At 69.8% G+C, this 12,638-nt stretch carries 12 protein-coding genes; 5 read left to right on the forward strand and 7 right to left on the reverse strand.

The window, feature by feature from the left end; translation table 11 throughout:
- Positions 1 to 14: 14 nt before the first annotated feature.
- The 3 genes from rplL to AC1RR5_RS21355 form a co-directional block, all read right to left on the reverse strand.
- Positions 15 to 395: a 50S ribosomal protein L7/L12 gene (gene rplL, locus AC1RR5_RS21345; RefSeq protein ID WP_492924812.1), complete on the reverse strand. Its 381-nt coding sequence runs from the start codon at positions 393 to 395 to the stop codon at positions 15 to 17.
- Between the two features lie 46 nt (positions 396 to 441).
- On the reverse strand, positions 442 to 960 hold the full coding sequence (rplJ, locus tag AC1RR5_RS21350) for a 50S ribosomal protein L10 (RefSeq protein WP_454717796.1): 519 nt from the start codon (positions 958 to 960) through the stop codon (positions 442 to 444).
- A 319-nt stretch (positions 961 to 1,279) separates the two neighbouring features.
- Entirely contained in the window at positions 1,280 to 1,684 is a 405-nt protein-coding gene (locus AC1RR5_RS21355; RefSeq protein ID WP_492924814.1) for an SRPBCC family protein, read from the reverse strand.
- Positions 1,685 to 1,776: 92 nt separating this feature from the next.
- Here AC1RR5_RS21355 and AC1RR5_RS21360 point away from each other — a divergent pair, with 92 nt between their 5' ends.
- Complete coding sequence (locus tag AC1RR5_RS21360) at positions 1,777 to 3,132, forward strand: alpha/beta fold hydrolase (RefSeq protein WP_492924816.1); 1,356 nt, start codon at positions 1,777 to 1,779, stop codon at positions 3,130 to 3,132.
- A 6-nt stretch (positions 3,133 to 3,138) separates the two neighbouring features.
- Here AC1RR5_RS21360 and AC1RR5_RS21365 read toward each other — a convergent pair whose 3' ends face one another.
- The 4 genes from AC1RR5_RS21365 to rplK all read right to left on the reverse strand — a co-directional run bounded on the left by AC1RR5_RS21365 (position 3,139) and on the right by rplK (position 6,473).
- On the reverse strand, positions 3,139 to 3,960 hold the full coding sequence (locus AC1RR5_RS21365; RefSeq protein WP_492924818.1) for a hypothetical protein: 822 nt from the start codon (positions 3,958 to 3,960) through the stop codon (positions 3,139 to 3,141).
- Between the two features lie 103 nt (positions 3,961 to 4,063).
- On the reverse strand, positions 4,064 to 5,278 hold the full coding sequence (locus tag AC1RR5_RS21370; protein ID WP_492924820.1) for a BaiN/RdsA family NAD(P)/FAD-dependent oxidoreductase: 1,215 nt from the start codon (positions 5,276 to 5,278) through the stop codon (positions 4,064 to 4,066).
- A gap of 72 nt (positions 5,279 to 5,350) precedes the next feature.
- Positions 5,351 to 6,037 carry a 50S ribosomal protein L1 gene (gene rplA, locus AC1RR5_RS21375; protein ID WP_492924822.1) on the reverse strand — a complete coding sequence of 229 codons (687 nt, stop codon included), beginning with the start codon at positions 6,035 to 6,037 and terminating at the stop codon, positions 5,351 to 5,353.
- Between the two features lie 4 nt (positions 6,038 to 6,041).
- The gene (rplK, locus tag AC1RR5_RS21380; RefSeq protein WP_058346464.1) at positions 6,042 to 6,473 is read right to left on the reverse strand and encodes a 50S ribosomal protein L11; all 432 of its coding nucleotides are present in this window, start codon (positions 6,471 to 6,473) and stop codon (positions 6,042 to 6,044) included.
- 211 nt (positions 6,474 to 6,684) lie between these two features.
- On the opposite strand from rplK, the gene AC1RR5_RS21385 reads away from it, so the two are divergent.
- Genes AC1RR5_RS21385 through AC1RR5_RS21400 form a run of 4 tightly spaced genes read left to right on the forward strand, consistent with a single transcriptional unit; the run spans position 6,685 to position 12,637 of the window.
- Positions 6,685 to 7,029 carry a hypothetical protein gene (locus AC1RR5_RS21385; RefSeq protein ID WP_492924824.1) on the forward strand — a complete coding sequence of 115 codons (345 nt, stop codon included), beginning with the start codon at positions 6,685 to 6,687 and terminating at the stop codon, positions 7,027 to 7,029.
- Positions 7,030 to 7,080: 51 nt separating this feature from the next.
- Positions 7,081 to 8,316 carry a TolC family protein gene (locus tag AC1RR5_RS21390; protein ID WP_492924826.1) on the forward strand — a complete coding sequence of 412 codons (1,236 nt, stop codon included), beginning with the start codon at positions 7,081 to 7,083 and terminating at the stop codon, positions 8,314 to 8,316.
- Positions 8,313 to 9,470 carry an efflux RND transporter periplasmic adaptor subunit gene (locus tag AC1RR5_RS21395; protein WP_492924828.1) on the forward strand — a complete coding sequence of 386 codons (1,158 nt, stop codon included), beginning with the start codon at positions 8,313 to 8,315 and terminating at the stop codon, positions 9,468 to 9,470. The genes AC1RR5_RS21390 and AC1RR5_RS21395 overlap by 4 nt, the downstream gene beginning before the upstream one ends.
- A 2-nt stretch (positions 9,471 to 9,472) precedes the next feature.
- Positions 9,473 to 12,637, forward strand: coding sequence for an efflux RND transporter permease subunit (locus AC1RR5_RS21400; protein WP_492924830.1), 3,165 nt, complete (start codon positions 9,473 to 9,475; stop codon positions 12,635 to 12,637).
- The last annotated feature ends 1 nt before the right edge of the window (position 12,638 follow it).

Below are 12,638 nucleotides of genomic sequence, written 5' to 3' on the forward strand. Positions count from 1 at the left end.
AAGCGGGGGCCAGATTACTTGATTTGGATCTTGGCGCCGGCTTCCGTCAGCTTCTTGGCGACTTCGTCGGCTTGTTGCTTCGAGACGTTTTCGACGACGTTCTGCGGAGCGCCTTCGACCAGGTCCTTGGCTTCCTTCAGGCCGAGGTCCGGACGGACGCCGCGGACTTCCTTGATCACGTTGATCTTCTTGTCGCCGCCGTCGACCAGGACAACGGTGAACTCGGTTTGCTCTTCAGCAGCTTCAACCGGAGCAGCAGCGCCACCGGCAGCGGCGACGGCGACCGGAGCGGCGGCCGAGACGCCCCACTTTTCTTCCAGCAGCTTCGACAGTTCAGCGGCTTCCAGCACCGACAGGGTGGACAGTTCTTCGACCAGCTTTTCGAGCTTCGACATGTGTCAGTTCCTTAGAGAGATTGGGATAGATATGCGGGGATGACCGTTACGCGGCGTCTTTGGTCGCGTAGGCGTTGAAAACGCGAGCCAGCTGGGCAGCCGGGGCCTGCAGGACGCCAGCGATCTTGGTCGCCGGAGCCTGGATGAGGCCAATAAGCTTGCCACGCAGTTCGTCCAGCGACGGCAGGGTCGCCAGAGCACGCACGCCAGCTTCGTCCAGCACATTGGTCTGGTCCAGAACGCCACCGACAATCTTGAGCTTGTCGTTTTCTTTGGCGAACTGAACGGCGACCTTGGCAGCCGAGACAGCGTCCGGGCCGAAGGCGATGGCGACCGGGCCGGTGAACAGGGCGGAGCCCGTATCACCAAGCTTGCCGTCCAGAGCCTTGAGGGCCAGGGTGTTCTTCACAACCTTGATCGCGGCGCCTTCCTTGCGGAGGCGAAGACGAAGGTCGGTCATTTCCGCAACGGTCAGACCCATGTAGTGGGTCACGACGACAGCGCCGGCATCGGCGAAGACGCTTTTCAGCGACTCGATCGATTCCTGCTTTTGAGCGCGGTCCATTGCGGTCTCCTACTCAATAACAGCGGCCGGACCATTCCGGCAGCCAGATGCGGTCCCATGCGGAATTGCTCCCGCTTGCGAGTCGCATATGCCTGTTTCAAGGAAAGTCGGCCGCGTTCCGGTCTCGGACCGGCCCAATGAAGGGGGAGGCCTCGAGCAGGAAGACTTGGCGTCTCTATCCCTGTCTCCCGACGGCGAGGAAGGGCTCTTCCTCGATTATGGCGTTGGTGACCCCACGCCCCGTAGTTCTCAAACAGGTTCTCCGTCGGACCGGAGTCCAGCGAAGAGGCGGGCCGTATAGACGAAGATCAGCGGGATATCAACCCGCCCCGTCCAGCTGGCGCTTCATCGCCTCCAGTCCCATCCCCATCATCGGCCCCACCGTCTCGGCGGCGGCGTGGGGCAGGACGTCGGCGGTCCACACCGCGCGCGAGCGGCCCTCGCCGGCGTCCTCGACGCTCATGACGCCGTTATGGTGCGAGAGGCGCTCGCTCTGGACCGTCCAGACCAGGCGGCGGCGGGCGTCGTCGCTGTCGACGATGACCTCCTTGACCACCATGCCGTTGCCGAAGGTGACCAAGCGGGCCGCGCCGTCGTCGACCATCTCGGTATTCACGACGAAGCCCGGACACAGCCGCTCGTGGATCCTGCCCACATCGCGCACAGCGTCCCAGACCGCGTCGGGCGCGGCATTGATCAGGATGTCCTTGTGGATCGAAGCCATGCCGTCCTCCCTTGCTGTTTGGCTTGAGAGATAGCAGCGTCCCCACCGAGAACTGGCAGGAGCCAGTCCTGGTGAAAGACGGGGGCGTCCCAATGACTCGCAAGCTGATCGCCGGGGCCTGCGCCCTGCTCCTGGGCATGGCCGTCGCCGCGCCGGTCCTGGCCGAGCCCAAGCTGCCGCCGACGCCCAGGGCCGTGGTCGCCGACCCGCCTCGCGACCAGGATCGCCCGGCCGACATGGCCGCCTTCCAGGTCGATATCGCCGGCTCGAAGGTCAATGCGATCCTCTACACCGCCTCGGGCGCCGGGCCGCATCCGACGCTGCTGTTCCTGCACGGCTTCCCGGGCAACGAGACCAATATCGACCTGCTGCAGGCCGTGCGCCGCGCCGGCTGGAACGCCATGCGGATCAACTATCGCGGCTCGTGGGGCAGCCAGGGCAAGTTCAGCTTCGCCAACGCCCGCGCCGACGGCGAGGCGGCCGTGGCCTTCCTGCTCGATCCGGCCAACGCCGCCAAATACCACATCGACCCGGCCCGTATCGTCGTGGCCGGCCACAGCATGGGCGGCTTCATGGCCGCCGACGCCGTCGCCGCCGAGCCGCGCGTGGTCGGGGCGGTGCTGATCGACTCCTGGGACATCGGCTCGCGCAGCGAACGCATCACCTCCGCCGAGGCCCGCAAGGCCGTGATCGAGGCCATGCGCCCCGACACCGCGCCCCTGGCCACGACGCCCGAGGCCCTGGTCGCCGAGATCGAGCGCGACGCCGACAAGTTGGACCTGGAGAAACTGACCGCCCAGATCTCCGACCGCCCGCTGCTGCTGATCGGCGCCGAGTTCGCCGGCGCGCCGGGCACGCGCAAGCTGGCCGCCGCCGCCAAGGGGGCGGGCGCCAAGGCGCTGACCGAAACCTACATGGCCACCGACCACAGCTTCTCGGACGCGCGCATCGCGCTGGAGGGCGAGGTGATCCGCTGGCTGGCCCGCTTCGAGCCCAAGAGCGCGGCCACGAACCCCTTCCCGCCGCTGAAGGGCGCCTATGACGAGGGCAACGTCTTCGCCCGGATCATCCGAGGCGAGCTGCCCAGCTACAAGGTCTATGAAGACGCCGACGTCCTGGCCTTCATGGACCGCGCCCCGCTGGAGCCCGGCCACGTGCTGGTGATCTCCAAGACCTCAAAGGCCCGCAACCTGCTGGAGATGGATCCGAAGGACATCGCCAAGGTCATGGCCGTCGCCCAGAAGGTCGGCCAGGCGGAGGTCGACGCCCTGGGCCTGGACGGCTTCCTGGTCCTGCAGAACAACGGCGTGGGCCAGAGCGTGCCGCACCTGCATGTCCACGTGATCCCGCGCGTGGCGGGCAAGCCGGTCTATCTGGCCGAGAACAAGCCGGCCGATCCCAAGGATCTGGAGACCATGGCCGCCCGGATCAAGGCCGCCATGAAGTAGGTCGGGTCAGACCCCCATGATCCGCTTGGCCGTGGCGTGCCAGAACGGCGTGTCCCAAAGGGCGTGGACCGCGATCGTGAAGGGCGCGGCAATGGCCAGCCAGACCCAGTAGGCGCGATGGACGCCGCGGTTGCGGAAGACGTCCCACAGAAACATGGGCGCGATCGCCAGGAGCACGTAGAGATCCGAAGACAGCGGGCTGGCGGGCATGGTGGACGGGATCCAGGTGACCCGGTCGAAGGCGGCCGACAGGGCGGTCGCGATGGACAGGATCATCATCCGCTTGTGGAAACCGGGGTCGGTCTGGCGCGCTCCGACGCCGATCAGCACCAGGATCGGGAACAGGAACCCGACGCGCAGCTGCAGCAGCATGATGTTCTCGATGACCACCACAAGCTGCGCCATCTGGGCCCTGGCCGGCGGCGGCGCGAGCTGCGCCCCGAGGAACACCTGGTGGTAAATGGTCGGGATGAGAACGAAGCCGACCCCCACCAGCGCCGCCGCCAGCACGGCGCCCGCCATGCCCAGCAGACGATGCGAGGCGACACGGCCGGTCGCCACCAGCGTCGTCTGGGTCAGCAGCAACAGCAGATAGCCGCCCATCAGGACGGCGTGCAGGTGCAGCACCAGCGGGAACGGCGGCCGCTGCCCCGCCTGTACCGCCGCGACCTTGTCCAGAGAGTCCGGCACGAAGCCGACCAGCACGATCGCCACGAAGCTGGCGGCCATGAACACATAGATCCAGCGATCGATGAACGCCGAGCGTTCGCCGGACAGCACGTCGGGTCGCACGCCGGCGACGGCGCGCGCTTCATCGATGGTCGTCATGGGATCCTTCCCCCCGGGGCGGATGCCAGACGATGCTGAAAGAACGACGTTCGGTCAAGTTCTCGACATAGCGAGACGTGACGTAAAGGTCAGCGAAATTGCCCTAATTCAGGCGCGACAAGGCCGCCCTCCCCGCCGCCACGCCGGTGGCGAAGCAGGCCTGTAGCAGGTAGCCGCCGGTCGGGGCCTCCCAGTCCAGCATCTCGCCGGCCAGGATCACGTCGGGGCGATCGCGTAGAGCCAGGCCGTCCAGGCTCTCGAACCGCACCCCGCCAGCCGCCGAGATGGCGCGGTCCAGGGGCTGGACAGCGTTCAGCACGATCGGCGCGGCCTTGATCGCCGTCGCCAGGGCCGCGGGCTCGACGGGTAGGTCGACGCCGTGGGCCTCGCGTAGCAGGTTGACCTCGACCGGCGAAAGCTTGACCGCCTTACGCAGGAAGTTGGCCAGGCTCTGGCCGCCGCGCGGCGTGTGCAGCCGGCGCTCCAAGGTCTCGACCGGAATGTCGGGACGCAGGTCGATGGTCAGCACCGCCCGCCCCTCGGCCTCGACCGCATCGCGCAACGACGCGGCCAGGGCGTAGATCGCGCCGCCTTCGAGGCCGTAACCGGCGACCATGGCGTCGCCCCGCGCGAAGCTCTCGCCATGACGCAGGCCGATATTCTTCAGCGGCTCACCCGCGAAGCGCTCGCGGAAGATGTCGCTCCAGGCGACGTCGAACCCGCAATTGGCGGCGCGGAACGGGGCGACGTCGGCCAAGCCTTCCAGCGTCGGAACCCAGGCCGCGTCAGAGCCCAGCTTGGCCCAGCTGCCCCCGCCCAGCGCCAGCACCACCGCCTTGGCGCGCACGACCTCGCCATTGATCAGCAAGCCACCGTCAGCGCTCCAGCCGGTCCACTCGGCCCGCGTGCGCAGCCGCACGCCCAGCCGCTCCAGCCGCGCCAGCCAGGCCCGCAGCAGCGGCGAGGCTTTCATCGCCTTGGGAAACACCCGGCCGCTGGCGCCCACGAAGGTCGACTGCCCCAGCTCTTCGGCCCAGGCCACGAGGTCCTTCGGCGCGAAGGCCTCCAGCATCGGCGCCAGCGTCTCCGCCCGCTCGCCGTAGCGCCCGACGAACCGCTCGAACGCTTCGGAGTGGGTGAGGTTCAAGCCCCCGCGCCCGGCCATCAGGAACTTGCGCCCGAAGGTCGGCATCTTCTCGAACACGGCTGCGGACTTGCCCGCCCGCGCCACGGTCTCGGCCGCCATCAGCCCGGCCGGCCCGCCGCCGATCACGGCGACGTCGAGGATCTCGTCTTCGGGTGTCGACTCTGGGCTCATGCGCCTTGGATCAAAGAAAAAGGGCGGAGCCGCAAGGCCCCGCCCTTCTCATTTCTTGGCTTCAGACGGCGATTAGCCGACCGAGGCGGTGTCCACCTTGAAGCCCGGCCCCATCGTCGACGACAGGCCGATGCGCTTGATGAACACGCCCTTGGCGCCCGAGGGCTTCGAGCGGTTCAGGGCGTCGATCAGAGCCTTGACGTTGATGACCAGGGCTTCGTCGGTGAACGAGGCCTTGCCGATGCCGGCGTGGACGATACCAGCCTTTTCGACGCGGAACTCGACGGCGCCGCCCTTGGCGTCCTTCACGGCTTGGCCGACGTTCGGGGTCACGGTGCCGACCTTCGGGTTCGGCATCAGGCCGCGCGGGCCCAGCACCTTACCGAGGCGACCGACCAGGGCCATCATGTCCGGCGACGCGATGACGCGATCGAAGTCCATGAAGCCGCCGGCGATCTTTTCGTACAGGTCTTCGGCGCCGACGTGCTCGGCGCCCGCCGCGGTCGCTTCAGCGGCCTTGGCGTCCTTGGCGAAGACGGCGACGCGGACGTCACGGCCGGTGCCCGACGGCAGGTTCACGACGCCACGGACCTGTTGGTCGGCGTGACGCGGATCGACGCCGAGGTTGACCGAGATTTCGATCGACTCGTCGAACTTGGCCTTGGCGTTGGCCTTGACCAGGGCGATGGCGGCTTCGACCGTGTGAGCCGCTTCGCGGTCGCCGGTCCAGGCTTGGATGCGCTTGGGTTGCTTAGCCATGTGATTAGGCCTCCACGATCTTCAGGCCCATGGCCTTGGCGGAGCCTTCGATGATCTTGGCCGCGGCCTCGATGTCGTTGGCGTTCAGGTCCTTCATCTTCTTTTCGGCGATCTCGCGCAGTTGGGTGCGCGTGACTTCACCGACGGTCTCACGACCGGTCAGCTTCGCGCCCGACTTCAGACCGGTGATCTGCTTCAGGTAGTGCGTCGCCGGCGGCGTCTTGGTGATGAAGGTGAACGACTTGTCTTGGTAGACAGTGATCACGGTCGGCAGGGGGGTGCCCTTTTCGACGTTCTCGGTGCGCGCGTTGAACTCCTTACAGAAGCCCATGATGTTGACGCCGCGCTGACCCAGAGCCGGGCCGATGGGGGGCGAAGGCGTGGCCGAGCCAGCCTTCACCTGGAGCTTGATGTAGCCCAGGATCTTCTTAGCCATAGTATCCTCACTTGTGAGCCGTGGTCCGGGCTTGGCGGCCCTCCCACGGATTTGAACCTGTCGCCATAACGACAAGCACGCCCCAGGACGCAGGGTCCGGGAGCGAGGCGCGGCGTTTAGCAGGCGGGGGACGTGGAGTCAAAGGCGGGAGACGCCGCCTGTGATTATGTAACGCGTTCTCAGAGTCGTTCGCAAAAGCTATACAGCCGCCATGCGCAAGACGACGACATGGTGGCGGAACCTGGGGGGCCTTCTGGCCGCCTGCGTCCTGGCGCTGCTGGTCGTCGCCCCTGCCATCGCCTCGACCGCCTGCATCTGCGACGAGCGCCCGGCCAGCGCCCACCAGACAGTCGAAGCCGACCAGAAGCACGATAGCGCGCCTTGCAAGGCCGCCTGCTGCCTGGGCGGCCACTGCCACCATGGCGGCTCGCTGTTCGACGCCCCCGTCGTAGCCATCGCCACGCCCGCGCCCACGACGGCCGAGCACCTGATGGCGCCGGCCCATGCGCTGACGTCGCGCTCGCCCGCCCCGCTCGACCAACCGCCTCGCGCCTGACGGCCCGCGCGCATTCCGCGCGCCGTCGTCCCATCATCGCGAGGAACCTTCATGTCATCGAACCGATGGCCGCTGCGTGCGGCCTTGGCGTCCGCCGCGTGCGGCGCGCTGTACAGCGCCGCCGTGGCCCAGACCGCGCCGCCCCTTGAGACCCTGCTGCGCGAGGCCGCCGCGCCGCGCCTGATCATCGGCGAGGCCGAGACCCGCGCCGCCGAGGGCCGCGCCCTGCAGGCCCGCGCCCGTCCCAACCCGACCCTGGACCTGCAGGTCGAGAACGTCGGCGGCGATGGCCCCTACCGTGACTTCCAGAGCGCCGAGACCACCCTGTCGGTCGGCCAGACCCTGGAGCTGGGCGGCAAGCGCGGCGCGCGCGTGGCCGCCGCGCGCGCCGAGGTCGACACCGCCCGCTCGCGCGCGGACCAGAACCGGGTCGCCTTCGCCCGCGACCTGGCCGTGGCCTACGCGACCGCCGAGGCGGCCGGCGAGCGGCTGGGCGTCGCTAAGGACGGCGTCGAACTGGCGCAGGCCGACACTCGCGCCGCCCGGCTGCTGGTCGACAACGGCAAGGAGGCGCAGCTGCGCGCCCTGCAGGCCCAGGCGGCGCTGTCGGCGGCCCAGGCTGATGTCTCGCGCGCCGAGGCTGAGGTCGGCGGCGCCCTGGCCCGGCTCGCGGCCCTGACCGGCGGCGAGCAAACCTACACCGCCGTGACGCCGGGCCTGCTGGATCTCGCTTGGTCCGCTGCCCCCTCAAGCATCCAGTCGCCCACGGTCGCCGTCGCCGAAGCCGAGCAGACCGCCGCCACGCGCAAGCTCGACCTGGAGCGTCGCCGCGCCACGCCGGACGTCACCGTCAGCTTCGGCGTTCGACGACTGGCCGGGGACGACTCCACCGCCGCCGTGGCCGGGGTCTCGCTGCCCCTGCCCCTGTTCGACCGCAATCGCGGCGCGGTGAAGTCGGCCCATGCCGAGGCCGACGCCGCTCGTGCTCGCCTGCTGATGGCCCGCGCCGACGCCATCGCTGACCGACGCGGCGCCGAGGGGGACGCCCGCGCCGCCGACCGCATCGCCACCGCCGCCCGCGAGGGCGAAGCCGCCGCGCGCGAGGCGTATCGCCTGGCTCGTCTGGGCTACGAGGCCGGCAAGCTGCCTCTGATCGAACTGCTCGCCGCGCGCCGCGACCTGGTCGCCGCCCGCCAACGTCACATCGAGGCGCGCCTGGCGCGCGCCAAGGCCACGGCGGACCTCGCCCAAGCCAACGGACAGATCGCCTTTGGAGCCGCCCAATGACCGACCGCAAATGGATCCTGGCCGGCGCGGCCACGGCGCTGATCGCCACGGCCGGCCTGGGCTTTGGCCTCGGCCGCCTGACCGACAAGGCCCCCGCCGCCGCTGAGGAGCACGCCGAAGAAGAAGCTCCTCATGAGGACGGCTTCGTCGCCCTCTCCGCAGCCGACGCCGTCAAGGCCGGCGTGCTGACCACCACGGTTGGACGCGGCGGCGGGTCGGAGCTGGTTTTGCCCGGCCGCGTGGCGCTCGCCGCCAACGCCTCGGCCGCCCTGGGCGCGCCGGTGTCGGGCACGGTCGAGCGCGTCCATGTCGCCGCCGGGGACCGCGTGGCCGCCGGCGCGGCCATCGCCACCCTGCGCAGCGCCGAGGGCGCGGGCGCCCGGGCCAATGTCGACGCCGCCGCCGCCGGGGCGCGAGCGGCCCAGGCCGCCGCCGCCCGCGACCGCCGCCTGTTCGAGGCTGGTGTCGTCGCCCGCCAGGACTGGGAAGCCAGCCAGGCCGCCGCCGACAAGGCCCAGACCGAGCTGCGCGCCGCCCGCGCCCAGGTCGCCGCCCAGGGCGCGCCCAGCGCCGGCGGCGTCGCCACGCTGCGCTCCCCGATCGCCGGGATCGTCACCCGTATCGACATGCGGGTCGGCGGCTTCCTGACCCAGGGCGGCCTGGTCGCCGAGATCGCCGACCAGGGCCAGGTGGAATACGTCTTCGACGCCCCGCCGGCTTCGGCCGACGCGATCAAGGTCGGCGACGCCGTGCTGGTCCAGCGGCCCGATGGCGGCGAGGCCGGCGCGCGGATCGTCGCCGTCGCCCCCAGCGCCCTGGGCGCCGGCGCGGCCGTGGTGCGCGCCAAGCCCACTGCCCCCGCGCCGCAGATCGGCTCCATCGTCTCGGCTCGGGTGATCCTGGCCAAGGGCGCGGGCGGCCTGACCGTGCCCGCCGAAGCCGTCCAGACCCTCGAAGGCCGCACCGTGGTGTTCGTCGCCGAACCCAAGGGCTTCCCCAAAGGCTTTAGGGCCACGCCGGTCGTCACCGGCCGCACCGCCGCCGGCGCCGTCGAGATCCTCAAGGGCCTGACCGGCGGCGAGACCATCGCCGGGAAGGGCGCCTTCCGCCTCAAGGCCGAGCTCGGCAAGGGCGAAGCGGGGCACGAGGACTGATCATGCTCAATCGCCTCATCGACCTCTCGGTCCGCTTCCGGTGGATCGTCGTCCTGCTGGCCGTGGCGCTGTTCGCGTTCGGCCTGCAGCAACTGTCGCGCCTGCCCATCGACGCGGTGCCCGACATCACCAACCGCCAGGTGCAGATCAACACCATCGCCCCCGCCCTCGGCCCCGAGGAGGTCGAGCGGCAGGTCACCTTCCCGCTGGAGACGGCCCTGGCCGGCGCGCCGGGCCTGGTCGAGACCCGCTCGCTGTCGCGACACGGCTTCTCGCAGATCACCGCCGTCTTCACCGAGGACACCGACCTCTATTTCGCCCGCACCCTGATCAACGAGCGTCTGCAGGCCGCCCGCGCCAACCTGCCCGACGGGCTGGAGCCCGGCATGGGGCCGCCCGTCACGGGCCTGGGCGAAGTCTATATCTGGACCGTCGAGTTCAAGGGCGCGGCCGCGCGCACCGGCGTTCCCTATGTCACGCCCGAGGGTGAGACCCTGCGGACCGACATCGAGAAGGCGACCTATCTGCGCACGGTCCAGGACTGGATCGTCGCGCCGCAGCTGAAGACCATCAACGGCGTGGCGGGGGTCGACGTGCTGGGCGGCTACGTCAAGGAATACGCCGTCCATCCCGACCCGGCCAAGCTGGCGGCGCGCGGCATCAGCCTGCCGCAACTGGTCGAGGCCCTGGAGCACTCCAACCGCATCGCGGGGGCCGGCTACGTCCAGCGTGGCGGCGAGGCCTATATCGTCCGCACCGACGCGCGGGTGAAAAGCCTGGCCGAGCTGGCCGACACCCCGATCGGTCGCCGAGGCGGCGCGGTCGTCAAGGTCTCGGACGTCGCCACGGTCGCCATCGGCCACGCCCCGCGCCTGGGCTCGGCCAGCGAGAACGGCCGCGAGGTGGTGATCGGCACGGCCCTGATGCTCGTCGGCGAGAACAGCCGCACGATCGCCGCCCGCGTCGACGAACGCCTGAAGGCCATAGCGCCCAGCCTGCCCCCCGAGGTGATCATCAAGCCGGTGCTGGACCGCACCCGGCTGGTCGACGCAACCATCCGCACGGTCGAGCACAACCTGACGGTCGGGGCGCTGCTGGTCATCGCGGTGCTGTTCTTCGCGCTCGGCAACTTCCGCGCCGCCCTGATCACGGCCCTGGTCATCCCCCTCTCCTTCCTGATCGCCGCCATCGCCATGCGGCGGTTCGGGATCAGCGGAAACCTGATGAGCCTGGGGGCGCTGGACTTCGGCCTGATCGTCGACGGCGCCGTGGTTGTGATCGAGAACACCCTGGGCCGCCTGGCGCTGCGGCGTCAGACCGAGGGCCGCGACCTGACCGCCGGCGAGCGCCTGTCGGTCGCGGTTGAGGCCGCCAAGGAGATGGCCCGCCCGGCCGCCTTCGGCCAGGCGATCATCTTGCTGGTCTACGCCCCGCTGCTGACCTTCGAGGGCGTCGAGGGCAAGATGTTCACGCCCATGGCCGCCACCGTGATGTTCGCCCTGGCCGGCGCCTTCGTACTGTCCCTGACCCTGGTCCCGGCCCTGACCGCCCTGGCGGTGCGCGAACCCAAGGGCCACGACGAGACCAAGGCCATGAAAGCCGTCCGCACTCGCTTCGAGCCCGTGCTGCGCGCGGCCGTCGCCCGTCCGAAGGCGGTGGCTGGCGGCGCGATTTTGGCGCTGGCGCTCGGCGTCGTCGCCTTCTTCGCCCTGGGCCGCGAGTTCGCCCCGACGCTGGACGAAGGCGACCTGCTGATCCAGGCCAGCCGCGTGCCCTCGATCTCGCTGGAAGAGAGCCAGGCCATGCAGTTCGAGGTCGAGAAGGTGCTCTCGGCCCAGCCCGAGGTGGCCCTGGTCTTCACCCGCACCGGCACGGCCGAGATCGCCTCGGACCCGATGCCGCCCAGCGCCTCGGACACCTTCGTGATCCTGAAGCCCCGCAAGGACTGGCCAGATCCGGGCCTGTCGAAGGCCAAGCTGGTCGAGCGAATGGAGGGCGACCTCGGCAAGCTGATCGGCAACGCCTACGAGTTCACCCAGCCGATCCAGATGCGCTTCAACGAGCTGATCGCCGGCGTGCGTTCGGACGTGGCGGTCAAGGTCTATGGCGACGACTTCGCGGCCATGAGCAAGACCGCCGACCAGGTCGCCGCTGCTCTGCGCAAGGTGCCCGGCGCGGCGGATGTGAAGGTCGAGCAGATCTCGGGCCAGCCGACGATCACCGCCAGCGTCGACCGCACGGCGGCCGCCGCCCTGGGCGTCCACGCCAGCGACGCGGCCGACGCCCTAGAGATCGGCCTGGGCGGACGCGAAGCCGGCCACATCCTGGAGGGCGACCGCCGTTTCGACGTGGTGGTGCGCCTGGACGACGCCAAGCGCGCCGATCCGGCCGCCATGGGCCAATTGCCCGTGGTCTCGGAAAGCGAAGGCGGCAGCGCCATCCCACTGTCCAGCATCGCCCGCTTCGACACCGCCGAGGGGCCCAACCAGGTCAGCCGCGAAAACGGCAAGCGGCGGATCGTGGTCCAGGCCAATGTGCGCGGCCGCGACCTGGGCGGCTTCGTCGCCGACGCGCAAGCGGCCGTGGCGCGAGACGTCAGGCCGACGCCGGGCTCCTGGCTCGACTGGGGCGGACAGTTCGAGAACCTGGAGCGGGCCAGCGCGCGCCTCGCGATCATCGTGCCGGTAGTGTTCCTGGTCATCGCCGTCCTGCTGTTCATGGCCCTGGGCTCGGCGACCGAGGCGGCGCTGGTCTTCGCCTGCGTGCCCCTGGCCTTGGTCGGCGGGGCGCTGGCGCTGTTGCTCAGAGGCATGCCGTTCTCGGTCTCGGCGGCGGTCGGCTTCATTGCCGTCTCGGGCGTGGCGACCCTGAACGGCCTCGTCCTGATGCAGAGCATCAAGCAGAGGATGGAGGGCGCGACCGACATCGCCGCCGCCGTGATCGACGGCACGGTCGGCCGCCTGCGGGCGGTGCTGACCACGGCGCTGGTGGCGATCCTGGGGTTCGTCCCGATGGCCCTGGCCATCGGTCCTGGGGCCGAGGTCCAGAAGCCCCTGGCCACGGTGGTGGTCGGCGGCCTGCTGACCTCGACCGTGCTGACCTTGTTGGTGCTGCCCAGCTTCTACGTCTGGCTGGCGCGACGAAAGGCGGGGCCGCTGCTAGGCTGAG

The organism is Caulobacter sp. GW821-FHT11E11 (assembly GCF_058808315.1).